The 21,985-nt window shown below is 67.4% G+C and carries 23 protein-coding genes; 16 read left to right on the top strand and 7 right to left on the bottom strand.

What is annotated here, in order from left to right; genetic code table 11:
* Positions 1-101: 101 nt before the first annotated feature.
* On the top strand, positions 102-1,808 hold the full coding sequence (locus HOP53_RS19445) for a potassium/proton antiporter (RefSeq protein ID WP_086511738.1): 1,707 nt from the start codon (positions 102-104) through the stop codon (positions 1,806-1,808).
* On the opposite strand, the gene HOP53_RS19440 is transcribed toward HOP53_RS19445, so the two are convergent.
* The 5 genes from HOP53_RS19440 to hemC all read right to left on the bottom strand — a co-directional run bounded on the left by HOP53_RS19440 (position 1,802) and on the right by hemC (position 7,519).
* Positions 1,802-2,866, bottom strand: a complete 1,065-nt coding sequence (locus tag HOP53_RS19440; RefSeq protein ID WP_234271522.1) for an AI-2E family transporter — start codon at positions 2,864-2,866, stop codon at positions 1,802-1,804. The genes HOP53_RS19445 and HOP53_RS19440 overlap by 7 nt on opposite strands.
* Before the next feature lie 73 nt (positions 2,867-2,939).
* The gene (locus tag HOP53_RS19435; protein WP_234271521.1) at positions 2,940-4,199 is read right to left on the bottom strand and encodes a heme biosynthesis HemY N-terminal domain-containing protein; all 1,260 of its coding nucleotides are present in this window, start codon (positions 4,197-4,199) and stop codon (positions 2,940-2,942) included.
* Complete coding sequence (locus tag HOP53_RS19430; RefSeq protein WP_234271520.1) at positions 4,196-5,776, bottom strand: uroporphyrinogen-III C-methyltransferase; 1,581 nt, start codon at positions 5,774-5,776, stop codon at positions 4,196-4,198. The genes HOP53_RS19435 and HOP53_RS19430 overlap by 4 nt, the downstream gene beginning before the upstream one ends.
* 6 nt (positions 5,777-5,782) lie before the next feature.
* Positions 5,783-6,580: a uroporphyrinogen-III synthase gene (locus HOP53_RS19425; RefSeq protein ID WP_234271519.1), complete on the bottom strand. Its 798-nt coding sequence runs from the start codon at positions 6,578-6,580 to the stop codon at positions 5,783-5,785.
* Positions 6,581-7,519 carry a hydroxymethylbilane synthase gene (gene hemC / locus HOP53_RS19420; protein ID WP_234271518.1) on the bottom strand — a complete coding sequence of 313 codons (939 nt, stop codon included), beginning with the start codon at positions 7,517-7,519 and terminating at the stop codon, positions 6,581-6,583.
* A gap of 258 nt (positions 7,520-7,777) precedes the next feature.
* On the opposite strand from hemC, the gene argH reads away from it, so the two are divergent.
* From argH to HOP53_RS19385, 7 genes are read left to right on the top strand one after another with little or no spacing between them, the layout of a single operon-like run.
* On the top strand, positions 7,778-9,199 hold the full coding sequence (argH, locus tag HOP53_RS19415; protein WP_234271517.1) for an argininosuccinate lyase: 1,422 nt from the start codon (positions 7,778-7,780) through the stop codon (positions 9,197-9,199).
* Positions 9,196-9,348 carry an LPS translocon maturation chaperone LptM gene (gene lptM / locus HOP53_RS19410; protein WP_234271516.1) on the top strand — a complete coding sequence of 51 codons (153 nt, stop codon included), beginning with the start codon at positions 9,196-9,198 and terminating at the stop codon, positions 9,346-9,348. The genes argH and lptM overlap by 4 nt, the downstream gene beginning before the upstream one ends.
* 9 nt (positions 9,349-9,357) lie before the next feature.
* Positions 9,358-10,650 (top strand): diaminopimelate decarboxylase, encoded by a 1,293-nt coding sequence (gene lysA / locus HOP53_RS19405; protein ID WP_234271515.1) that lies wholly within the window; start codon positions 9,358-9,360, stop codon positions 10,648-10,650.
* Positions 10,650-11,483: a diaminopimelate epimerase gene (gene dapF, locus HOP53_RS19400; RefSeq protein WP_234271514.1), complete on the top strand. Its 834-nt coding sequence runs from the start codon at positions 10,650-10,652 to the stop codon at positions 11,481-11,483. The genes lysA and dapF overlap by 1 nt, the downstream gene beginning before the upstream one ends.
* Before the next feature lie 36 nt (positions 11,484-11,519).
* Positions 11,520-12,257: a DUF484 family protein gene (locus tag HOP53_RS19395; RefSeq protein WP_234271513.1), complete on the top strand. Its 738-nt coding sequence runs from the start codon at positions 11,520-11,522 to the stop codon at positions 12,255-12,257.
* A complete protein-coding gene (locus HOP53_RS19390) occupies positions 12,250-13,164 on the top strand; it encodes a tyrosine recombinase XerC (RefSeq protein WP_234271512.1) in 915 nt (304 codons plus the stop codon). The genes HOP53_RS19395 and HOP53_RS19390 overlap by 8 nt, the downstream gene beginning before the upstream one ends.
* 3 nt (positions 13,165-13,167) lie before the next feature.
* Entirely contained in the window at positions 13,168-13,938 is a 771-nt protein-coding gene (locus HOP53_RS19385; protein WP_234271511.1) for an HAD family hydrolase, read from the top strand.
* On the opposite strand, the gene yihA is transcribed toward HOP53_RS19385, so the two are convergent.
* Positions 13,908-14,552 carry a ribosome biogenesis GTP-binding protein YihA/YsxC gene (yihA, locus tag HOP53_RS19380; RefSeq protein WP_234271510.1) on the bottom strand — a complete coding sequence of 215 codons (645 nt, stop codon included), beginning with the start codon at positions 14,550-14,552 and terminating at the stop codon, positions 13,908-13,910. The genes HOP53_RS19385 and yihA overlap by 31 nt on opposite strands.
* A 260-nt stretch (positions 14,553-14,812) precedes the next feature.
* On the opposite strand from yihA, the gene HOP53_RS19375 reads away from it, so the two are divergent.
* From HOP53_RS19375 to HOP53_RS19355, 5 genes are all read left to right on the top strand, one after another.
* On the top strand, positions 14,813-15,433 hold the full coding sequence (locus tag HOP53_RS19375; protein WP_234271509.1) for a c-type cytochrome: 621 nt from the start codon (positions 14,813-14,815) through the stop codon (positions 15,431-15,433).
* Between the two features lie 184 nt (positions 15,434-15,617).
* The gene (locus tag HOP53_RS19370) at positions 15,618-16,265 is read left to right on the top strand and encodes a thiol:disulfide interchange protein DsbA/DsbL (RefSeq protein WP_234271508.1); all 648 of its coding nucleotides are present in this window, start codon (positions 15,618-15,620) and stop codon (positions 16,263-16,265) included.
* Between the two features lie 83 nt (positions 16,266-16,348).
* Entirely contained in the window at positions 16,349-17,104 is a 756-nt protein-coding gene (locus HOP53_RS19365) for an endonuclease/exonuclease/phosphatase family protein (protein WP_234271592.1), read from the top strand.
* 102 nt (positions 17,105-17,206) lie between these two features.
* The gene (locus HOP53_RS19360; RefSeq protein WP_234271507.1) at positions 17,207-17,755 is read left to right on the top strand and encodes a TRAP transporter small permease subunit; all 549 of its coding nucleotides are present in this window, start codon (positions 17,207-17,209) and stop codon (positions 17,753-17,755) included.
* A gap of 10 nt (positions 17,756-17,765) precedes the next feature.
* Positions 17,766-19,172, top strand: a complete 1,407-nt coding sequence (locus HOP53_RS19355; RefSeq protein WP_234271591.1) for a TRAP transporter large permease — start codon at positions 17,766-17,768, stop codon at positions 19,170-19,172.
* A gap of 35 nt (positions 19,173-19,207) precedes the next feature.
* Here HOP53_RS19355 and HOP53_RS19350 read toward each other — a convergent pair whose 3' ends face one another.
* Positions 19,208-19,639 carry a YqaA family protein gene (locus tag HOP53_RS19350; protein WP_234271506.1) on the bottom strand — a complete coding sequence of 144 codons (432 nt, stop codon included), beginning with the start codon at positions 19,637-19,639 and terminating at the stop codon, positions 19,208-19,210.
* A 42-nt stretch (positions 19,640-19,681) separates the two neighbouring features.
* On the opposite strand from HOP53_RS19350, the gene thiD reads away from it, so the two are divergent.
* The 3 genes from thiD to dtd all read left to right on the top strand — a co-directional run bounded on the left by thiD (position 19,682) and on the right by dtd (position 21,918).
* Positions 19,682-20,494 (top strand): bifunctional hydroxymethylpyrimidine kinase/phosphomethylpyrimidine kinase, encoded by an 813-nt coding sequence (gene thiD, locus HOP53_RS19345; protein WP_234271505.1) that lies wholly within the window; start codon positions 19,682-19,684, stop codon positions 20,492-20,494.
* Between the two features lie 79 nt (positions 20,495-20,573).
* Positions 20,574-21,419, top strand: coding sequence for a universal stress protein (locus HOP53_RS19340; RefSeq protein WP_234271504.1), 846 nt, complete (start codon positions 20,574-20,576; stop codon positions 21,417-21,419).
* A gap of 61 nt (positions 21,420-21,480) precedes the next feature.
* Positions 21,481-21,918: a D-aminoacyl-tRNA deacylase gene (gene dtd / locus HOP53_RS19335; protein WP_234271503.1), complete on the top strand. Its 438-nt coding sequence runs from the start codon at positions 21,481-21,483 to the stop codon at positions 21,916-21,918.
* Positions 21,919-21,985: the final 67 nt, after the last annotated feature.

Genomic DNA, 21,985 nt, shown 5'->3' with positions numbered 1-21,985 from the left:
AGCGCACGTTAAACCACAGTGCATTCATAAACGCTACTCACATACACGGGCTTATGGACAAGGATATGAGTCTCTGATAGCGCCGACTCGGGGCCTAGCGAATGGACACTATCAACACCCTGTTTCTACTTTCCGGCTCCTTGCTGGCGCTGAGCATCCTGGCCAGCCGGCTCTCCTCCCTGTTCGGCTTGCCCTTGCTGGTTCTCTTCCTCGCCTTGGGCATGCTGGCAGGCGAGCAGGGCCTGCTTGGCATTCGCTTTGACGATTATCCCCTCGCCTTTACCATCGGCCACCTGGCATTGGCGCTGATCCTATTGGACGGTGGCCTTCGCACCCGCCTTTCGACCTTTCGCTCGGCCTTCAAGCCGGCTCTCTCGCTGGCCTCCATCGGAGTCTTTCTCACCAGTGGCATCACCGGCCTGATCGCCATGTGGGTCTTCGGCCTCAGCTTGATCGAGGGACTGCTGATCGGTGCCATCGTCGGCTCTACCGATGCGGCTGCCGTCTTCTCGATGCTGAGCGGAAAAGGCGTGAACCTCAACGAACGGGTCGGGGCGACGCTGGAGATCGAGTCAGGTACCAACGACCCGATGGCGATATTCCTCACTATCATGCTGATTGAAGTGCTGGTCGGGGATATCGGGGGAGTAGTGGAAACCACGCTTTTCTTCTTCCAGCAGTTCGGTGTCGGAGTGGCAATGGGGGTCGCGGGTGGCTGGCTGATCGCGCGCTTCATGCGCTGGGTCGACCTGGAGCCCGGCCTCTACTCGCTTCTCGCCCTCGCTTTGGGCTTCTGCGTCTTCGGTCTGACTAGCGTCGCGGGTGGCAGCGGCTTCCTGGCCATCTATCTTGCCGGCTTGATGATCGGCAACCAGCCGGGCAAGCACTTGAATTTCATACTGCCCGTCAATGACGGCCTGGCTTGGCTCAGTCAGATAGGCCTGTTCCTGGTGCTGGGCCTACTGGTCAATCCCACCGACCTACTCGAGTATGCCTTACCGGCCACCATCGTGGGACTGGCCCTGATCTTCGTGGCGCGCCCGCTGGCCGTAGTGCTCACGATCAAGCCTTTCTTCAAGTTCCGCTGGCACGAAATCGGCTTCATCTCCTGGGTCGGGCTGCGTGGCGCGGTGCCCGTCGTTCTGGCGATCTTTCCCGTAATCGGCGGAGTTGAGAACGCCTCGCTCTACTTCAACGCAGCCTTTGCCGTGGTACTGATGTCGCTGCTGATCCAAGGCGGCACCATTCCCTTGATGGCTCGTCTGCTGAAGGTCGAGGTACCGCCGGGGGTGACACCCGAACAGCGCGGGCCGCTCGGCATCCTACCGGAGGACGATTACGAGTTGTTCGTCTATCGGGTCGAGAACCAAGCGCTGGACGATGTGCCAATCCGTATGCTGCGCTTTCCCTCCGGGGCCTTGATTTCGGCGCTATTCCGCGAGCGCGACATGCTCCATCCCAAGGGCAGCACCCGTCTACAGCTTGACGACGTAGTCTGCGTGATTGGCCGCAACCATGATCTGCCGGCGTTGAACAAGCTGTTCAGCGGCGAGAAGCGCCTGAAGAAAGCCCAGGAATTCTTCGGCCCCTTCGTGATTGACGCTGAGGCCCGCATGGCCGATATCGCCAAGGCGTATGGGCTCTCGGTGACGCCCGGCGAGGGTGACGTTTCGCTTGGTGATTTTATCTCCAAACGCGTAGGCGGCCATCCGGTAGTGGGCGACGACGTCAGTTGGCATGGCATCCACTGGGTGGTCAGCGAGGTGGCGGGCGACAAGGTGCTCAAGGTGGGGGTGCGCTTCTATTGAGCCGGCGCTTGCCTTGGCCAGGCCAACCACAGCGCCTTGACCAGGGTGGCCAGGGGAATCGAGAAGAACAGCCCCCAAAAGCCCCAGATGCCGCCAAAGAACAGCACCGCCACGATGATAGACACGGGATGCAGGTTCACCGCCTCGGCGAACAGCAGCGGGGCCAGCACGTTGCCATCCAGCGCCTGGATCACGCCGTAGGCCAGGATCACGTAGAGAAATGGCTGGGTGAGACCAAAGTGGAAGCCCGCCACGGCGGCAACGGGAAGGGTGACGACGGCAGCACCGATATAGGGGAGCAGCGTCGAGAGCCCTACCAGAATGCCCAGCAGCAGCGCATAGGGCAGCCCGAACAGGGCAAAGGTGGCATAGCTGACCGTGCTGACGATGAGGATTTCGAGCGCCTTGCCCCTCACGTAGTTGCTCAACTGCACCTCCATTTCCGCCCAGACCTGGCTCATCAAGGTGCGCTTCTCCGGAAGGAAGGGCAGGAAGAAGCCCAGCAGCACTGCGCGATCCTTGAGCAGGAAGAACACCAGGATCGGTACCAGCACCAGATAGATGATGAGCGCCATGACATTACCCAGCGAAGCCAGCGACAGCGCCAGCAGCCGCTGACCGAGCTGGGTGGCCTCACGCCCGGCCATGGCGGTCCACGCCTGGATCTGCTCGGGGCTCACCAGGTTGGGGAAGCGCGTTTCGAGCTGCCCCAGCAGCTCCTGGCCCTGGCCGACGATATAGGGGATCTCCTGTACCAGGGCGGTCAGCTGTGACCACACCAGCGGAATCAGCAGCAGCACGACCTTGAGCAGCAGCCCGACGAACACCACGAAGACCGTGATCACCGCCGCCAGGTGCGACATGCCCCGCCGCGTGAGGCGCGTTACCGCTCCCTGTAGCAGAAAGGCGAGCACCAGGGCGGTAAGGAAAGGTGCCAGCATGCGCCCCAGCCAGAGGACGGCGGCAAAGCCGGCGATGAGCAGAACGAGCAGGATCACCGCCTGTTCGTCGGAAAAGTAACGGGACGTCCAGCGCTGCCAGACCTGCTTGAGTGCCACGGTGTCCTCCTGCGACACGGCAAAGGGGCGCCGAGGCGCCCCTTGCGTTGCCTTGCGACGGCTTGAAGCCGACTCAGCTCGCCTTGGGAGAGGCCGGCTCCGCATCCGTTGCCCCGGCGGGTTCGGCCGGCTGCGGCAAAGAGGGCAGCGACTTGTCGAGCAGTTCGACGCTCTGGCGATAGTAGAGCTGGCTCTTGTTGTGCTCGCCCAGGTTGGCATAGAGCCGCGCCAGCTCGGCGCAGACCAGCCCGCTGGGGCGCTGGCGCTGGCTCGCCTCGAAGTACTCCTGGGCCTTGCCCCAGTAGGCGTTGCGCAGCGCCAGACGGCCCAGGGTCAGCAGCAGGTCGGGGTCATTGGGACGCTCCTGCAGCCACTTCTCGGCGTGCACCAGCTGACGCGCCGGGTCGACGTTGAGCAGCCCATAGCGCAGCACCAGGCGACTGTCCCAGTGCTCCTTGAGCGAATGGCGCAGCAGGCGCTCGGCGATACCCTCTTCGTCGCCCCGCACCAGCGCTTCGGCATACAGCACGATCAACTCGACGTTGCCACGCAGAGAGTCCGGCATGTCGGCCCACAGGCTGCGAATGCGCTCGACGTTCCCCGGGTCACGGGACTCGTGTACCAGCAGCTCCTTGTAGGCGCGCAGCTCCAGCTGACCACGCTCCTGGGGCGAGATCAGCTGGCGCGAGGCCAGACGCGGCATCAGGCGACGCAGACCCTCCCAGTCGTTGACGCTGAGATAAGCCTGCTTGAGCTGCTTGAGCACCTGAGGGTGGTTGGGCAGCTGACGGTCGAGGCGGGTCAGGATGGCCAGCGCCTCCTCGTACTGCTGACGGTCCAGCATCAGTTGGACCTGCATCAGCCCCACGGCGGTGTCGGCGCCTTCGGTGGAGAGGTGAGCACGCTTGAGCAGCGTGTCGGCCTGCTCGTAACGGCCCTGATAGTGGGCCGCCAAGGCGGCGGAAAGATAGTTGACCAGCGGCGTGCTGGAATCGTCGGCGGCCTTGACCAGCGACTTCTCGGCGCGCTTCCAGCGCCCTTCGGCCAGCGCCACCAGGCCGCGCACGGTGCGCTTCATGGCGTTGCGATGGCGCGTGCGGCGATTCCACACCTTGAGCCGGCTGACGGGGTGGCTCATGCGCATCAGCAGGCGCAGCACGAAGTGCAGCACGAGGAAGGCAGCCAGCAGCAGCACCAGGCCGAACCAGAACGAGGTCTGGTAGGAGGTATCGCCTACGCGCACCAGCCAGTAGCCCGGCACCGAGACCATCAGCTGGCCGAGCAGCGCTCCCAGCGCCAGGCCGAAGAGAACGATCAGCAGCAGCTTTCTCATGCCTCATCTCCCCGCTCGCCGCGCGAACCGAAACGACGCTCGATGAACTCGGCCAGCGCCTGCTGGGAGCCGCTGATGTCGGGCAGCTCGGGTTGGATGTTCTCGCCCCTGAGCTCCTGGAGCCGTGCGATGACGGCCTGGACTTCGTTGCGCTCGGTGTCGTAGTAGCCTTCGATCATGGCCAGGGCCTTGTCGAGGCTGGCCTCGTACAGCTCCTGCTCCTCCTTGAGCAGCGCCAGCTGGGCTTGCTCGAGAATCAGTCGGGCGCTCTGGCGCAGGTAGGCCTCCTGCTCCGGCGTGACCAGCGCCTCGAGCGCCTCGTCGTGATGACGGATCACCACCAGTTCGCGCAGCTCCTGACCGAAGCGGGAGAGCTGATCCTGCCAGCCGCCGGTGGGCGCTTCCTCGATGCCGGGGCGTGCGGGGATCTCTTCCAGCTCGCGGGACAGCGGCAGCTGCGCCAGACGCTGCTGCTGGGCGTTGAGCGCCAGATAAAGGCCGGTGCGGTCGACGCGGGGCACGCCGTCAAGAACAGAAAGCTCGGCGGCGATGGCACGGCGTACGGAGAGCAGCGCCGGGTTGTCGGCCTCGTTCAAACGGGCATCGGCGGTACGCAACAGCGCCGCGGCCCCTTCCACGTCACGCTCGAGCTGCAGCCGCTGGTTGGCCAGGCGCAGCAGGTAGGCGGCTTCGGCGTGGAGCCATTCGCGCTCGTCGGCATCCTGCTCGCGGGAGAGCTCGGCCAGCACCTGGTCCAGGGCACCGTCGACTTCGCTGCGGTAGCTGGCGAATTCGCTGCGCATGGTTTCGATAGCTTCGGCCACCTCGGCGTCGCGGGTCTCGTCGGCACGCTCCAGCTCCTCGCGCAGGCTGGCGACCTCGTCGGCGGACGCCGCGCCTTCGGCGCGCTGCTCGAGTTCGGCCAGGCGCTGCTGCTGTTCGTCGAGGCGCTCCCAGGCGTTCCAGGCGAAGAGGCCGGCGCCGATACCCAGGAACAGCACCAGGATCAGAGCCAGAACACCGGCCGCACGCCCGCCGCCCTGGCCGCCGCCACTGGCAGCAGACGCCGGCGGCGGGGTCGCCGCGCCGCCGCCCGGTGCCGCCTTGGCAGTATCGCCGTCGCTCTTGCCGATGCCGCTCTTGCTATCGCTGGTCGTAGGCTTGCCCGCTGCAGCCGGCTTGTCGCTGCTGGCGGGCTTGGCAGGTTCGGGCTTGGCCGCAGCGGGCTTGCCACCACCCTTTTCCTGAGCGGCCTTTTCCTGAGCGGCTTTGGTCTCGGCAGGGGTCGCAGCGACGGGCTGGGCCGGCTTGTCGGAACCGGTAGGAGCGTTTTTGGCAGCAGCAGGGCCGGCATCCTTCTTGTCAGCAGGACCGGCAGCGCTCGGGGAGCCTCCCACAGGCGCGGCGGTGGGCTTCTCGACGCTCTTGGCGTCGCTGCCCGCCGCTGGCGAAGACGCCGCACTCCTGCCGCTGTCGCTGGCGGGCTTCGACTTTGCCTCCGCCTCGCGGCCCTTGCCGTCCTGTCCTTTGCCGGAAGACGCCTTCCGTTCATCCTGATCGTTGGTCTGCTTGCTCATCTGTCGCTAGCCCTTTTCGAGATCGTCTTGATCGACATCGGCATCCTCCTGGTTACAGGCTGCGGCCACGGCACTGGCGAGAGCCGCCGGCGTGGCACCCGCCGCCACCACGGGAGTGCGAAAACCCAAGTTGCTGGCCAGTGTAGCCAAACGGCGACTGGACACGATTAGCGGTTGGTTGAAGGTGGCCCTGGCACACCATCTTGCCAGATGTTCGAGCAGTTCGCCGCTGCTGACCACCAGCGCCCGAAACTCGCCACGTGCCAGGCGCTCCTGCAGCTCCGGCGGGGGAGCCTGCAGCCGCCGGCGGTAGAGCGCTACCCGTGTGACCTTGGCGCCGCGTGCCGCCAGGGTATCGGCCAGCAGTGTGCGTCCCCCTTCGCCGGCCACCAGCAGCACGCGCTGATCGTTCAGCGAGCGCAGCGAGGCGAGTTCGAGCAGCGCCTCGCTGGTATCCTCGCCGGCGGCGGCCGGGGGCAGGTGGACCCGCACGCCGAGCCGCTCGTGGAGCGTCTCGGCGGTGGCCGCCCCCACCGCATACCACTGGGTGCCCAGCGGCAGCTGCGGCCAGTAGCGATCCAGGGCTTGGTAGAGACATTCCGCGGCGAAGGGGCTGACCACCACCACCTTATGGAAATGGTCGAAGTCTAGCCAGGCCTGGCGCAGCGCCGGGTCTTCCGGCAACGCTTCCAGTGCCATCGCCTCAAGATTGAGCACCGGGTAGCCCACGCCCTCGATGGCCGCCCTCAGCGCAGCGGCGCGCTCACCCGGGCGGCAGATGAGGACGGCGGGCTCGGCAGCCATTCAGGCGCCGTAGACCTGCGCCAGGATTTCGCCGGCGCCCTGCTCCAGCAGCTCTTCGGCCACCCGAACGCCCAGCGCCTCCGGCTCGTGAATCGACCCACGCCCCTCGGCGCGCAGCACCTGAGTACCCTCAGGGTTGCCCACCAGCGCCCTCAGCCACAGCGTCTGGCCGTCGTTCTCGAAGGTGGCGTACCCGCCGATGGGCACCTGGCAGCCGCCCTCGAGACGGGTGTTCATGGCTCGCTCGGCGCGCACCCGGGTAGCGGTGATGGGGTCGTCCAGCGGCGCCAGCAGCGCGATCAGCTCCGGGTCGTTGATACGGCACTCGATGCCCAGCGCGCCCTGGCCACAGGCCGGCAGACACACCTCCGGCGCCAGCTCCTGGGCGATACGCTCGCCGAGCCCCAGTCGCTTGAGACCGGAGGTCGCCAGGATGATGGCGTCGAACTCGCCGGCATCGAGCTTGGCCAGGCGGGTCTGGACATTGCCGCGCAGAGTCAGGATCTCCAGATCGGGGCGCTGCTCGCGCATCTGCAGCCCGCGACGCAGGCTGGAGGTGCCGATGCGAGCCCCCTCGGGCAGCTCGTCGAGCGAGCCATAGTGGTTGGAGACGAAAGCATCGGTGGGTTCGGCGCCGGCGAAGATCACCGACAGGCCGAGGCCCTCGGGGAAGTGCATCGGCACGTCCTTCATCGAGTGCACGGCGATGTCGGCACGGCCGTCCAGAATCGCCTCTTCCAGCTCCTTGACGAACAGCCCCTTGCCGCCGATCTTCGCCAGCGGCGTGTCGAGGATCTTGTCGCCGCGGGTGGAGAGCGCCACCAGCTCGACCTCGAGCCCCGGGTGTTCGGCCATCAGCAGATCGCGAACGTGTTCGGCCTGCCACATGGCCAGTAGACTCTTGCGGGTGGCAATGCGCAGCGTGTTGATGGATCGCACGTGGTTCTCCCCAGGCAGCGGGCCCCGGCGGCCCTGCTCAACGATGATTGCCGCAACATTATCGGTCACGGTCGGCAGTCGGTCATTGACGTTCATCATAAAGCACCGAGCGAAGCAGGAAAAATCGAGCGCCCCGCGCTTGGCCGCCGCCCCTCGCCAGCCGCGCCGACTCTGGTACACTGCAAGACCTGACTGCCGCCGCCGCAGGCGGCTTCCCGATGAACGTCACAGCACGCAACGCGCAGGATGTCCACGCCGATGAGCTCTAGTCCCACAACCCCCGGCACCAACCAGTCCTGGGGCGGTCGCTTCAGCGAACCCACCGATGCCTTCGTCGAACGTTTCACCGCTTCGGTCGGTTTCGACCAGCGCCTGGCGCTACAGGACATCCAGGGCTCCATCGCCCACGCCACCATGCTGGCCCGGGTCGGCGTGCTGACCGACGACGAGCGCGACGCCATCGTCGCCGGACTGACTGAGATCCGCGGCGAGATCGAGCGCGGCGAGTTCCAGTGGTCGGTGAAGCTCGAAGATGTGCACATGAACGTCGAGGCGCGCCTGACCGACAAGATCGGCATCACCGGCAAGAAGCTGCACACTGGCCGCTCGCGCAACGACCAGGTGGCCACCGACATCCGCCTGTTCCTGCGCGACGAAATCGACGTGGTGGAAGCCGAGCTCAGCCGCCTGCGCGAGGGGCTGATCGAACTCGCCGAGCGCGAAGCCGACACCATCATGCCCGGCTTCACCCACCTGCAGACCGCCCAGCCGGTGACCTTCGGCCACCACCTGCTGGCGTGGCAGGAGATGCTCGCCCGCGACCACGAGCGCCTGCTCGACTGCCGCAAGCGGGTCAACGTGATGCCACTGGGCGCCGCGGCGCTGGCCGGCACCACCTACCCCATCGATCGTCATGTCACCGCCGAGCTGCTGGGCTTCGAACGCCCCGCCGAGAATTCGCTGGACGCGGTGAGCGATCGTGACTTCGCCATCGAGTTCGCCAGCTTCGCCAGCATCTTGCTGATGCACCTGTCGCGCATGAGCGAGGAGCTGGTGCTGTGGACCAGCGCCCAGTTCGACTTCATCGACCTGCCCGACCGCTTCTGCACCGGCAGCTCGATCATGCCGCAGAAGAAGAACCCCGACGTGCCCGAGCTGGTGCGCGGCAAGACCGGGCGCGTCTACGGCCACCTGATGGGCCTGCTGACGCTGATGAAGTCGCAGCCGCTGGCCTACAACAAGGACAACCAGGAGGACAAGGAGCCGCTGTTCGACACCCTCGATACGGTGCGCGACTGCCTCAAGGCCTTCGCCGACATGGTGCCGGCCATCGAAGCGCGCAAGGAGAGCATGTACGAGGCCGCCCGCCGCGGCTTCTCCACCGCCACCGACCTGGCCGACTACCTGGTGCGCCGCGGCGTGGCCTTCCGCGACGCCCACGAGATCGTCGGCCAGTCCGTGGCCTTCGGCATTCGCGAGAAGAGGGACCTCTCCGAGATGAGCCTCGACGAGCTGCGCCAATTCTCCGACGTGATCGAGAGCGACGTGTTCGAGGTGCTGACCCTGGAGGGCTCGGTGGCCGCGCGCAACCATATTGGTGGCACCGCGCCGGACCAGGTGCGCGCCGCGGCGAGCCGTGCCCGCGAGGCCCTGACCGCCCTGCGAGGCAACCACCCATGAACCGTCTCGCCCTGGCCGCGCTGACGCTGGCGGCCAGCCTGCTGCTGGCCGGCTGCGGCCAGACCGGGCCGCTCTATCTGCCCGACGACGAGGCCGCCGCCGAACGCTACGGCACGGGCGCTGCCTCTCCCAACGACGACGAGAGTTAACGGACCAACATGGATCACTTCGAATACCGCGACGGCGTACTCTACGGCGAGGAGGTCCCGCTGACCCAGGTGGCCGACGAGATCGGCACGCCCTGCTACGTCTACTCTCGTGCCACCCTGACCCGCCACTACCGGGCCTACACCGAGGCGCTGGGCAGCCACCCTCACCTGATCTGCTACGCGGTGAAGGCCAACTCCAACCTGGCGGTGCTGAACCTGCTGGCACGCCTGGGCGCCGGTTTCGACATCGTCTCGCTGGGCGAGCTGGAGCGTGTGCTGGCCGCCGGCGGCGACCCGGCCAAGGTGGTGTTCTCCGGCGTGGCCAAGCAGGAGCACGAGATGGCCCGTGCCCTCGAGGTAGGCATCAAGTGCTTCAACGTCGAGTCGCGCCCGGAGCTCGAGCGCCTGTCCGCCGTGGCCGAGCGGCTGGGCAAGGTGGCGCCGGTGTCGCTGCGGGTCAATCCCGATGTAGACGCCGGTACCCACCCCTATATCTCCACCGGGCTCAAGGACAACAAGTTCGGCATCGCGGTGGACGAGGCGCTCGAAGTGTACGAGCTGGCCACCCGCCTGCCGGGACTGAAGGTCGTCGGCATCGACTGCCACATCGGCTCGCAGCTCACCGAGCTGGCGCCCTTCCTCGACGCCCTGGGCCGACTGCTGGTGCTGCTCGAGCGTCTGCACGAGCGCGGCATCAGCGTGGAGCACCTCGATCTCGGCGGCGGTCTCGGCGTGCCCTACCGCGGCGAGCGTCCGCCCCAGCCCTTCGACTATGCCGCCTCGCTGCTCGAGCGCCTGGCCCAGTGGAAGCACGGCGAGAACCTGACCCTGCTGTTCGAGCCGGGCCGCTCGATCGCCGCCAATGCCGGCGTGCTGCTGACCCGGGTCGAGTTCCTCAAGCCCGGCGAGACCAAGAACTTCGCCATCGTCGATGCCGGCATGAACGACCTGATCCGGCCCTCGCTCTACCAGGCGTGGCAGGCGATCATTCCGGTGGACACCAGGCCCGTGCGCGAGAGCGCCGTCTACGACGTGGTCGGCCCGGTGTGCGAAACCGGCGACTTCCTCGGCAAGGAACGCGAGCTGGCCATCGCCCCCGGCGACCTGCTGGCGGTGCGCTCCGCCGGCGCCTACGGTTTCGTCATGGCCTCGAATTACAACAGCCGCCCGCGCCCCGCCGAAGTCATGGTGGATGGCGACGCCTATCACGTGGTGCGCCAGCGCGAGAGCGTCGAATCGCTGTGGGCCGGCGAGGCGCTGCTGCCCCATGGCAGCGCGGCAAGTGAAGGAGACACGCGCTGATGCTGCTGCACTTCACCAAGATGCATGGCCTCGGCAACGACTTCATGGTGATCGACCTGATCACCCAGCGGGCGCGGCTGCGTGACGAGCAGATTCGCCAGCTCGCCGACCGCCGCTTCGGCATCGGCTTCGACCAGCTGCTGGTGGTCGAGCCGCCGCGCAGCCCCGACATGGACTTCCGCTACCGGATATTCAATGCCGACGGCAGCGAGGTGGAGAATTGCGGCAACGGCGCGCGATGCTTCGCCCGCTTCGTGCGCGATCAGCGTCTGACCCACAAGCGCGAGATCCACGTGGAGACCGCCGGCGGGCCGCTGACGCTGGTGGTCAATGACGACGACCAGGTCACGGTAGACATGGGCACTCCGCGTTTCGCGCCTTCGGACCTGCCCTTCGATGCCACCGAGGATCGCCCGCTGCACAGCCTCGAGGTCGACGGCGAGCGCTACGAGATCGGCGCCGTTTCCATGGGCAACCCCCACGCCGTGCTGCGCGTCGACGATGTCGACTCTGCCCCCGTCGAACGCCTCGGCCCGCTGATCGAGCGCCATCCACGCTTCCCGCGCCGGGTCAACGCCGGCTTCATGCAGGTGGTGTCTCCCCACGAGATCCGCCTGCGGGTATTCGAGCGCGGCACCGGCGAGACCCTGGCCTGCGGCACCGGCGCCTGTGCCGCGGTGGCCAGCGGCATCCGTCAGGGTCTGCTGGAGAGCCCGGTCACGGTCCATCTGCGCGGCGGCGACCTGCGCATCGAGTGGTCCGGCGACGAGGCGCCGCTGCTCATGACCGGCCCGGCCGAACGCGTCTTCGAAGGGCGTATCGCCCTGGCCTGATGTAACGGGCCCACCCCGAACCGTAGGAGTCACTGCATGACCCGAGCCGTTCCCGAACCGCGCAAGACCCTCGATCCGGACCGGGTGGCCGAGTGGCTGGCCCGCCATCCGGACTTCTTCGTCGGCCGCGAGGGGCTGTTGCAGCAGCTCAAGGTGCCCCACCCGGAGGCCCACGGCACCACCTCGCTGCTGGAGCGCCTGGTTCACGACCTGCGCCGCCGCGCCGAGCAGGCCGAGTGGCGGCTGGAGCAGTTGCTGGAGTCGGCGCGCCACAACGAGGTGCAGTATCGCCGCACCCGCGAGCTGGTGCTGGCACTGCTGGAGGCCGAAGATGCCGACGCCCTGGGCCAGGCGCTGGCCACGCAGATGGCCGAGCGTTTTCAGATCCCCGCCGTGGCCCTGTGGTGCCCCGCTCAGCTCACCAACCACGAGCCGCTGCCGCCGCAGCCGCCGCGCCACGTGCTCGACGAACACGCCGGCGTCCGCCTGGCCGCACTGCTCGACGGGCGCACCAGCCGCTGCACCCGGCTTACCCCCACCGACTGGGGGCGTCTGTTGCCTCATGTCAGACCGCCGCGCCAGGCCGGCTCCTGCGCTCTGACCCGGCTGACCCTGGGCGAGCCGATGGGCTACCTGGTGCTGGCCAGCCCCGACCCGGACCATTTCCGCGCCAGCATGGACACCCTGTTCACCGAATACCTGGGCGACGTGCTGGCCCGGCTGCTGCTGCGCCATGCGCCCAGTGTCCATGACAGCCCCCCGGCCCATGGCTGATAGCGCGCTGCGCCATCAGTTGGACGCGTGCCTCGAGCGGTTGGCACAGCAGGCCAGTCCGGCCACGCTGAGCGCCTACCGCCGCGACCTCGAAGCGCTGGCGGAATTTCTCGAGGCCCGCGACATCCATGACGCCGCGCACCTGGACCTGAGCCTGGTGCGTCGCTTTCTCGGCGCCGAGCGCAGCCGCGGCCTGGCCCCTCGCAGCCTGGCGCGCCGCCGTGCCGCCGTGTCGCACTTCGGTGCTTTCCTGGTCAACGCCGGCGTGCTCGGCCACAACCCCGCCGAGCTGGTACCGACGCCCCGCCAGGGCGCCCACCTGCCCAAGCCGCTGGATGCCGACCAGCTCGCCCGGCTGCTCGATACGCCACACGACGGCTCGCCGCTGGCGCTGCGCGACCAGGCGATGCTGGAGCTGTTCTACTCCAGCGGCCTGCGCCTGGCGGAGCTGGCCGGGCTCGACCTGGGCGACGCCACCAGCCGCCGCGTACGGGTCATGGGCAAGGGCAGCAAGCCGCGCCAGGTGCCGGTCGGCCGCAGCGCACGACGCGCCCTGGAAGCATGGCTGGCCGTACGCGGCACCCTGGCCGGCGATGGCGAAACGGCCCTTTTCGTCGGCCGCGGCGGCAGCCGCCTCGGCCATCGGGCGATTCAGAAACGCCTGGCCGAGGTGGCCCGCCAGCGCGGCCTGCCCGAGCACCTGCATCCGCACCGGCTGCGCCACTCCTTCGCCAGTCATCTGCTGGAGTCGAGTCAGGACCTGCGCGCGGTGCAGGAGCTGCTGGGTCACGCCAACCTCTCCACCACTCAGGTCTACACCAAGCTCGACTGGCAGCACCTGGCGGCCAGCTACGACGCCGCGCACCCCCGCGCGCGGCGGCGCCGCGACGACTCTCCGGGCACCTGAACCATGCTGCGAACCACGCCGCTCCAGGCCATCACCTTCGACCTCGACGACACCCTGTGGGACAACCACGGCGTGATGGTGGCCACCGAAACCGGCCACTACGGCTGGCTCGACCGCGAGCTCGGCGCCTGGCTGAGCATGCGTGGACAGCAGGGCTCGCCCTCGTTCGCCGAGCGCTTCCCGCTGGAAGCCTTCGAGCAGCGCCGCCGCGCCCTGGCGCGCGCCCATCCGCTGCGCCGCGGCGACTTCACCTGGCTGCGCGAGCGAGCCCTGCGCGAGATGCTGGCGGAGTTCGGCCTCGACCCGGCCGCCGCCCGGCTGTGGGCCGGAGCGGCCATGGAGCGCTTCATGGAGCTGCGTCATCGGGTCGAGCCGCACCCCGAGGTGGAGCCGCTGCTGGTCGGGCTGAGCCGGCACTACCGCCTGGCCAGCATCACCAACGGTAACGTGGCGGTGCAGCGGCTGGCCCTGGGCCGGCACTTTCCAGTGGCCATTGCCGCCGGTGAGATGTTCGCCCCCAAGCCGGATCCGCGGCCGTTCCTGGCGGCCCTGGGGCGTTTGGGTGTGACGCCGACCCGCGCCATGCACGTGGGCGACTCCTGGCGTGAGGACGTCGAGCCGGCCAGGCGCCTAGGCATGCAGGCGGTGTGGATCTCACCTCAGGTGGACAGCTTGCCCCTGCCGCCCGGCGTGCATCGCCTCGACCACGTACGCGAGCTACCTGCGCTGCTGCGCCGGCTGGGTCAGGAGGCCCCGGTGCTGCCCGATTCCTGAATCTCGGTGGGCTCCGTCAGCCACTGGTCCAGGCGGGCGCACGCCTCGTCTACCCCCTCGCGCTTGAGCGAGGAGAACAGCTGCACCGTCACCAGATCCTCCCACTCGCGCAGGCGGCTGCGCACCTGCTGCAGGGCGTTCTTGGCGGCGCCGGACTTGAGCTTGTCGGCCTTGGTCAGCAGGATGTGCACCGGCTTGTCCTGATCGTCGGCCCAGCCCAGCAGGGTCTGGTCGAACTCGGTCAGCGGATGGCGTACGTCCATCACTAGCACCAGGCCGCGCAGCGAGCGCCGCTCCCGCAGGTACTCGGCCAGGTGGCGTTGCCACTCGAGCTTGACCGCCTCCGGCACCTTGGCATAACCATAGCCGGGCAGATCGACCAGCCGGCGGCTGGTATCCTCGCCCAGCGAGAAGAAGTTGATCAGTTGGGTGCGTCCCGGTGTGCGCGAGGTACGCGCCAGCGCCTTCTGCCGGGTCAAGCTGTTGATCGCGCTAGATTTTCCGGCGTTGGAGCGGCCGGCGAAGGCGACTTCGGCACCGTCGTCGACCGGGCACTTGGCAAGCGTGGGGGCGCTGATCAGGAAACGCGCGCTCTGGTAGTTCAAACGGGACATGACCTCGACTTCCTACGACATGGGCATCAGGGGCAGCGCCGGGTTCTTGACCTGCATTCCCGATGCCGGCTTGTTTCGTTATAATGCGGTGTCTTTTGTCTGCGACCTGGGCGCGCTAGTGTACCACCGTGCTCTTGCCGGCAGCGACCGACGCTCGCGGCGCTCGCTTCGACAGGATGAGCCCGGCCTGGCTCGTGAGAGACCCGGGCAGCTCCCAGGATGCGTACCGGTACAACCCATAACGGCATAGTGAAAAAGCGATGAGAAAGTTACTGGCAAGCCTGGCATTTACCATCGGCGCCGTTGGCGTCGCCCACGCCGACCTGGAAGCAGACGCCGATCCTGCCGCCGGACGTGAGCTGGCACAGTCCTGTGCCGCCTGTCACGGTCAGAACGGCATCAGCTCCGCTTCTTCCTTCCCGCATCTCGCCGGTCAGAACATGACCTACACGGCCAAGCAGATCATGGACATCCGTGACGGCAATCGCGTGGTGCCGGAGATGGCCGGTCAGGTCGACGACTTCTCCGACGAAGATGCCTGGGACGTGGCCGCCTTCTATGCCGAGCAGGATGCCCATGTCGGCCAGGCCGACGCCGACGAGGAAGCGCTGATGCGCGGCCAGGAACTCTACCGTGCCGGCGACATGACCAAGGGCATCCCGGCCTGTGCGGCCTGCCACGGCCCCACCGGCGCCGGCATCAACACTGCCGTCTACCCGGCGCTCTCCGGGCAGTTCCCGTCGTACACCGTGTCGACGCTGCAGGACTTCGCCAGCGGCGAGCGGGCCAACGACCCGAACAACATGATGGCCGACATCGCCGCCAAGATGAGCGATGCCGACATGCAGGCCGTGGCCAACTACATCTACGGTCTGCACTGAATCGCTGCCGACAGGCATACGCCGGCCCCGAGCCGGCAGCGGAAGGCGGCTTCGGCCGCCTTCTCCGTATGCAGCGACAGAGGGTTCCTGGGGAACCGTCACCGACTCCAGCCCTCAAAGTGAGCAGCAAATTCGCTATGCTGACATTGCCGCCCTAACCTGCGGCCTCTCAAGGAGCTCATCCATGTTCAAGCCTTTACGCCTTCTTCAGTCAGCCGTGATTGCCGTGGCCGGCCTCGGTCTGGCATCGCTCGCCTCGGCCAATGTGGTCGAGGGCCAGCACTACGAGCGCCTGCCCGAGCCCGTCGAGACCCGCGTCGAGGAGGGCCAGATCGAGGTGGTCGAAGCGTTCTGGTACGGCTGCCCCCACTGCTACAACCTGCAAAGCAGCGTGAAGGCGTGGTACGAGACCCTGGACGACGACGTCAGCGTCGAGCATCTGCCCGCCACCATGGGCGGCGACTGGAACACCCACGCCGTGGTGTTCTATGCCGCCGAGGAGCTAGGCATCCGCGAAGAGGCCCATGCCGACATCTTCAACGCCATTCATCAAGAGGGACGTCGGCTGAACGATGCCGACAGCATTGCCGCCTTCTTCAGCGAATACGGCGTCAGTGAGGAAGAGGCTCGTAAGGCGCTGGACTCCTTCGGCGTCAAATCACAGGTCAACCAGGCCCACGCGCGGATGCGCAGCATGCGCCTGATGGGCGTTCCGGCGCTGATCATCGACGGCCGCTATCTGGTCACCCCCAGCAGCGCCGGCAGCCTGGAGAACATGCCGCAGGTGGCCGATGCCCTGCTCGAGCGCGTGCGTCAGGAGCGCGAAGACTGACCGTGACTGCCGAGAACTCGCACCTGGCCCAGGCCAGGACCCCGACCCTCGAGGGTGGGCACCTCAAGCTGCTCACCTTCAACATGCAGGTCGGTATCCAGACGTCGGCCTATCATCACTACCTTACCCGTAGCTGGCAACATCTGCTGCCGCACCCGCATCGGGCGCGGCGGCTCGACATGGTCAGCAGCGTGCTGAGCCGCTTCGACATCGTCGGCCTGCAGGAGGTCGACGGCGGCAGTTTTCGCTCGAGCAACGTCAACCAGGTCGAGTACCTGGCCACCCGCGGCGGTTTTCCTCACCATTACCAACAGCTCAACCGCAACCTGGGACGCTTCGCCCAGCACAGCAACGGTCTGCTGTCGCGGCTCGCCCCGACGCTGGTCGAGGAGCACCGCCTGCCCGGCACGCTGCCGGGCCGCGGCGCCATCCACGCCCGCTACGGCGACGGCCCGGACGCCCTGCACCTGTTCGTCGCCCACCTGGCCCTGAGCCACCGGGCGCGGATGCGCCAGTTCGACTATCTCAGCGAGATCATCCAGCCGCTGCGCCACGTGGTGGTGATGGGCGATCTCAACTGCACGCCGGAGCAGTTGCACTCGCATTCACGTTTCTGCGCCTCGCTGCCGCTGCACCCCGTGCGTCCGCTGCTCAGCTACCCCTCCTGGCAGCCGCGCCGTGCACTGGACCACATCCTGCTCTCCGATTCGCTGGAGGCGCGGGACGTGCGCGTGCTGGATCACCTCTTCTCCGACCACCTGCCGATTGCCGTCGACGTCGCCCTGCCGTCATCCTGCCAGGCAGTGCTGGAGGCGCTGCACAGGAAGCAGATCCGCTAGTTCCGCATCACACGAGGCCGGGCGTTGAGGACCGGGGATGACGCCCGCGGCGGAATCGGCGATGATGCGATCCCTGAATTCGCTTCGACACGAGACCCACCCATGCCTACCGCGAACCGTGATCCGGTCCTGCTCGCGTGGCTCGACGGCTTTACCGAGGTCGTGGGCCGCTCCATCGCCTGGCTGGTGATCATCATGATGGCGGTACAGTTCGCCATCGTGGTGATGCGCTACGTCTTCAGCATCCATAGCATCGTGATGCAGGAGTCGGTCATGTACATGCACGCCATGGTGTTCATGCTGGGGGCCGCCTGGACCCTGCGTCACGACGGCCATGTGCGCGTCGACATCTTCTACCGCAAGCTCTCCGCCCGCGGCCGTGCCTGGATCGACCTCGGCGGCACGCTGATCCTGCTGTTCCCGGTAGTGCTGTTCATCGCCTGGTCGAGCTTCGGCTACGTGCGCAGCAGCTGGGCGATCCTCGAGCGCTCCCCCGACGGCGGCATCCCAGGCGTCTACCTGCTCAAGACGCTGATCCTGGTGATGATGGCGCTGCTGCTGGTGCAAGGCGTGGCCCAGGTGATGCGTCAGATTCTGATCCTGCGCGGCAAGGCGCCGGGCAATACTCCCGACCACGACGAGGTAGTCTGACGTGGAAGCCCTGCTCGAATTCATGCCGCTGTTCCTGTTCTTCACCGTCTGCGCCGTGCTGATGCTGGGCTATCCGGTGGCCCTGGCGCTGGCCGGCACTGCGCTGATCTTTGCCGGTCTGGGCCATCTGCTGCTGCAGATGGGCGTGCCGGTACCCTTCGAGGCGCGCATGATGGGCGCCATGCCCAACCGCCTCTACGGCATCATGACCAACCAGACCCTGCTGGCGGTGCCGCTGTTCGTGTTGATGGGGGTGCTGCTGGAGAAGTCCCGCGTGGCCGAGACCCTGCTCGACGCCATGGCGCTGCTGTTCGGCACCCTGCGCGGGGGGCTGGGCATCTCGGTGATTCTGGTGGGCATGCTGCTGGCCGCCTCCACCGGCATCGTCGGCGCCACCGTGGTCACCATGGGCCTGCTGTCGCTGCCGACCATGCTCAAGCGCGGCTACTCGCCGGCGCTGGCCACCGGCAGCATCTGCGCCACCGGCACCCTGGGCCAGATCATTCCGCCCTCCATCGCCCTGGTGCTGCTCGGCGACGTGCTCTCCAACGCCTATCAGCGCGCCCAGCTGGCCATGGGCGTGTGGAGCCCCAAGACCGTCTCGGTGGGCGATCTGTTCGTCGGCGCCCTGATTCCCGGCCTGCTGCTGGTGGTGGCGTATATCCTCTACATGATGATCGTCGCATGGCTGAAGCCGGAAAGCGCTCCGGCCGCCGATCGGGACGTGCTGAAACAGGAGCTGGGCCAAACCGGCAGCATCCTGCCGCTGCTGATCAAGGGGCTGATTCCCCCGGTGCTGCTGATCGTCGCCGTGCTGGGCTCGATCCTCGGCGGTTTCGCCACCCCCACCGAGGCCTCGGCAGTGGGTGCCACCGGCGCCTTTCTGCTGGCGCTGGCCAACCGCCGCTTGAACATCCCCATGCTGCGCAAGGTGGTGTTCACCACCACCAAGGTCACCAGCATGGTGTTCCTGATCCTGATCGGTGCGGCGCTGTTCTCGCTGGTGTTCCGCGCCTACGGCGGCGAGGAGCTGGTCAAGGAGATGTTCGAGGCGCTGCCCGGCGGCGTGGTGGGCGCTACCCTGGTGGTGATGCTGGTGATCTTCCTGCTTGGCTTCATTCTCGACTTCATCGAGATCACCTTCGTGGTGGTGCCGATCGTCGGCCCGGTGCTGCTGATGATGGGCCTCGACCCGATCTGGCTGGGCATCATGATCGCGGTGAACCTGCAGACCTCGTTCCTGACGCCGCCGTTCGGCTTCGCGCTGTTCTACCTGCGTGGGGTGACGCCGGAGTCGGTGCCGACCTCGGCGATCTACCGCGGCGTGGTGCCCTTCATCCTGATGCAGCTGGGCATGCTGGGGGCGCTGGCGCTATTCCCGGGGCTGGCCACCTGGCTGCCTTCGGTGTTGAGGTGAACCTGGCCTGGTCTTGAGCCTGGCCTGGTCTTACGTTACTGGCAGAGCGGGGCCAGCCACGCCTGGGCCAGGTAGAGCACCACGGCGTAGCGCGTCCCCTTGGCCACGGTGATCAGCAGGATGGCCCGCCACCAGGGCAGGCGGAAGATGCCGGCCAGCACGGTGAGCGGGTCGCCGATCACCGGCGCCCAGGAGAGCAGCAGGCTCCACTCGCCGAAGCGGTGATACCAGCCCTCGGCCCGGGCCAGGCCCTGGGGCGAGGCGGGAAACCAGCGCCGGTCCTGGAAGCGGCGCGCATAGCGTCCCATCCAGACATTGACCAGACTGCCCAGGGTATTGCCCGAGGTGGCCACCAGCCACAGCGCCAGCACCGGCTGGCCGAGGCACCACTGGCGCGCCAGCCATACCTCGGAGCCACCCGGCAACAGGGTGGCGCTGACGAACGCCACCACGAAAAGACTCAGCATCCAGCCTCCCTACACACGCCATTCTGTTTGCGAGAGGACGCCATGACGACCCACCGCCCCATTCCCAATGCGCTCACCATCGCCGGCTCCGATCCCAGCGGGGGCGCCGGCATTCAGGCCGATCTCAAGAGCTTCTCGGCGCTGGGCGCCTATGGTACCAGCGTCATCACCGCGCTGACCGCCCAGAACACCCTTGGCGTGCGTGGCGTGCAACCGATACCGGTGGAGTTCATTCGTCTGCAGCTCGAAACCCTGCTCGATGACGTGACCATCGATGCGGTGAAGATCGGCATGGTTGCCAGCCGCGAGGTGGCCGAGGCCATCCGCGACGCACTCGAGGCCAGGCGCCCGCGCTGGGTCGTTCTGGACCCGGTGATGGTGGCCAAGAGCGGCGACATCCTGGTCGATGACGTGGGCATCGCCGCGGTGCGCGAGGTGCTGGTGCCGCTGGCCGACCTGATCACCCCCAATCTGCCCGAGGCTGCAGTGCTCCTGGGGCGCTCGGCGCCGGCCAGCCGCGATGAGATGCTGGCCATGGCGCCGGCGCTGGCCGGCCTGGGCGCCGCTACCGTGCTGCTCAAGGGGGGGCACCTGCGTGACGAAAGCTGCCCCGACCTGCTGATCGAGGCCGGCGAGAGCTGCTGGATCGAGGGCACCCGCATCGCTACCTCAAACCTGCATGGCACCGGCTGCTCGCTCTCTTCCGCCATCGCCGCCCGCCTCGCCCTGGGCGATGAGCTGCCCGTCGCCATCGCCGCAGCCAAGCAGTGGCTCGAGACGGCGCTGACCGAGAGCCGGCGGCTCACGGTGGGCCAGGGCCACGGACCGGTGCACCACTTCCATCGCTGGTGGTAACGAAACGGCCTTGCAGCCTCGCCGAGTGGCGCCCATGCTGAAGTCTGCCTCGCCAGGCTCATCGCATCGGAGAGACGCCATGACCCAGACCCTGCTGTTCGCCTGCGACCTTTCGGCCGAGAACCGTGCCGCCTTCGCCCGGGCCATTCGCCTGGCCACCGAGAGCGGCGCACGCCTGGACGTGATCCACGTTCTCGACCCTTATCTACCGCGCCGCGTGCTGCACGATCTCGAGGCCGCCGTGGTCGACGACATGCAGGCCATCATGAAGGACATCCGCGAGGACTACGCCCTACCGGAGCCCAGCGTCATGCTGCAGACCGTGGCCGGCGCCAGCTATGCCGAAATCGTCCGCGAAGCCCACGAACGTGAAGTGGACATGATTGTGCTCGGCTCCCACCGCAAGCGCGGCCAGAACGATCTGATCGTCGGCACCACCCTGGCTCGCGTGCTGCGCAGCGCACCCTGCCCGGTACTGTCGGTGATCCAGCCGGCCAACCGCGACTGGCAGGAGGTGCTGCTGCCGGTGGACTTCTCGCTGGCCAGCCGCAACACCCTGCGCGAGGTGCTCAAGCGCTTCCCCGAAAGTCACCTGACCCTTCTGCACGCCTGGGACATCCCCGGCGAGCGCGAGATGGGCTCCGACAGCGACTATGCCCGCTGGCGCGACCGCGAGGTGGAGCGCCTGCGCTGCCAGCTCGAACGCGAGACCGATCAGCTGATGGGCGAGCTCGACAGCGTGCCCGACGTCGACCTGGTGCTGGAACAGGGCGACCCGCTTGAGGTGCTGGTCACCCGACTGCGGCGCCAGCCGCCCGACCTGCTGGCGCTGAGCAGCCGCGGCCAGTTGGGGCGTCAGAGCCCCATCACCGAGGCGCTGCTGGCGGAGCCGCATTGCGACATCATGTTGTGCCGCGCCTGGTAACACCCTCTGCCGGGCGTGATACCCTTTCGGCCAACTTGAGTCTGAAAGGGAAACTCGCTGCATGAAGGCCCTGATACAGCGCGTGCGACGCGCCAGCGTGACGGTGGATGAGCGAACGGTGGGCGCCATCGATCATGGCCTGCTGGCCCTGGTGGGAGTGGAGAAGGGCGACGACGAGGCCGCCGCCGAGCGCCTGCTGCACAAGCTGCTGCGCTACCGGGTGTTCAGCGACGAGGCGGGCAAGATGAACCTCGACCTGCAGCAGGTCGAAGGCGGGCTGCTGCTGGTCTCCCAGTTCACCCTGGCCGCCGATACCCGCAAGGGGCTGCGCCCGAGCTTCTCCAGCGCCGCACCGCCGGCCGACGGTGAGCGGCTGTTCCACTACCTGCTCGACCGCGCCCGGGCGGCCTGGCCCCGGGTCGAGAGCGGCGAGTTCGCCGCCAACATGCAGGTCGAGCTGATCAACGACGGGCCGGTGACCTTTCTGCTGGAGAGTTGAAGGCACCATGCTGGCCGCATCCCGCGGCTGATCCGGGGACAGGCCTACGAGGAGGCGCTGTGAACCC

The sequence above is a fragment of the Billgrantia ethanolica genome (assembly GCF_021404305.1).
Classification (GTDB): domain Bacteria; phylum Pseudomonadota; class Gammaproteobacteria; order Pseudomonadales; family Halomonadaceae; genus Halomonas; species Halomonas ethanolica.
Note: the sequence above shows the minus strand (reverse complement) of the source record. Positions and strands in the feature narration are given on the sequence as shown.

Bases quoted from the DNA above. Each gene is read 5' to 3' on its own strand.
- HOP53_RS19445 (WP_086511738.1), top strand. From the start codon at position 102: ATGGACACTATCAACACCCTGTTTCTACTTTCCGGCTCCTTGCTGGCG.
- HOP53_RS19435 (WP_234271521.1), bottom strand. From the start codon at position 4,199: ATGAGAAAGCTGCTGCTGATCGTTCTCTTCGGCCTGGCGCTGGGAGCG.
- HOP53_RS19430 (WP_234271520.1), bottom strand. From the start codon at position 5,776: ATGAGCAAGCAGACCAACGATCAGGATGAACGGAAGGCGTCTTCCGGC.
- HOP53_RS19425 (WP_234271519.1), bottom strand. From the start codon at position 6,580: ATGGCTGCCGAGCCCGCCGTCCTCATCTGCCGCCCGGGTGAGCGCGCC.
- argH (WP_234271517.1), top strand. From the start codon at position 7,778: ATGAGCTCTAGTCCCACAACCCCCGGCACCAACCAGTCCTGGGGCGGT.
- lptM (WP_234271516.1), top strand. From the start codon at position 9,196: ATGAACCGTCTCGCCCTGGCCGCGCTGACGCTGGCGGCCAGCCTGCTG.
- lysA (WP_234271515.1), top strand. From the start codon at position 9,358: ATGGATCACTTCGAATACCGCGACGGCGTACTCTACGGCGAGGAGGTC.
- dapF (WP_234271514.1), top strand. From the start codon at position 10,650: ATGCTGCTGCACTTCACCAAGATGCATGGCCTCGGCAACGACTTCATG.
- HOP53_RS19395 (WP_234271513.1), top strand. From the start codon at position 11,520: ATGACCCGAGCCGTTCCCGAACCGCGCAAGACCCTCGATCCGGACCGG.
- HOP53_RS19390 (WP_234271512.1), top strand. From the start codon at position 12,250: ATGGCTGATAGCGCGCTGCGCCATCAGTTGGACGCGTGCCTCGAGCGG.
- HOP53_RS19385 (WP_234271511.1), top strand. From the start codon at position 13,168: ATGCTGCGAACCACGCCGCTCCAGGCCATCACCTTCGACCTCGACGAC.
- yihA (WP_234271510.1), bottom strand. From the start codon at position 14,552: ATGTCCCGTTTGAACTACCAGAGCGCGCGTTTCCTGATCAGCGCCCCC.
- HOP53_RS19375 (WP_234271509.1), top strand. From the start codon at position 14,813: ATGAGAAAGTTACTGGCAAGCCTGGCATTTACCATCGGCGCCGTTGGC.
- HOP53_RS19370 (WP_234271508.1), top strand. From the start codon at position 15,618: ATGTTCAAGCCTTTACGCCTTCTTCAGTCAGCCGTGATTGCCGTGGCC.
- HOP53_RS19365 (WP_234271592.1), top strand. From the start codon at position 16,349: ATGCAGGTCGGTATCCAGACGTCGGCCTATCATCACTACCTTACCCGT.
- HOP53_RS19360 (WP_234271507.1), top strand. From the start codon at position 17,207: ATGCCTACCGCGAACCGTGATCCGGTCCTGCTCGCGTGGCTCGACGGC.
- HOP53_RS19350 (WP_234271506.1), bottom strand. From the start codon at position 19,639: ATGCTGAGTCTTTTCGTGGTGGCGTTCGTCAGCGCCACCCTGTTGCCG.
- thiD (WP_234271505.1), top strand. From the start codon at position 19,682: ATGACGACCCACCGCCCCATTCCCAATGCGCTCACCATCGCCGGCTCC.
- HOP53_RS19340 (WP_234271504.1), top strand. From the start codon at position 20,574: ATGACCCAGACCCTGCTGTTCGCCTGCGACCTTTCGGCCGAGAACCGT.
- dtd (WP_234271503.1), top strand. From the start codon at position 21,481: ATGAAGGCCCTGATACAGCGCGTGCGACGCGCCAGCGTGACGGTGGAT.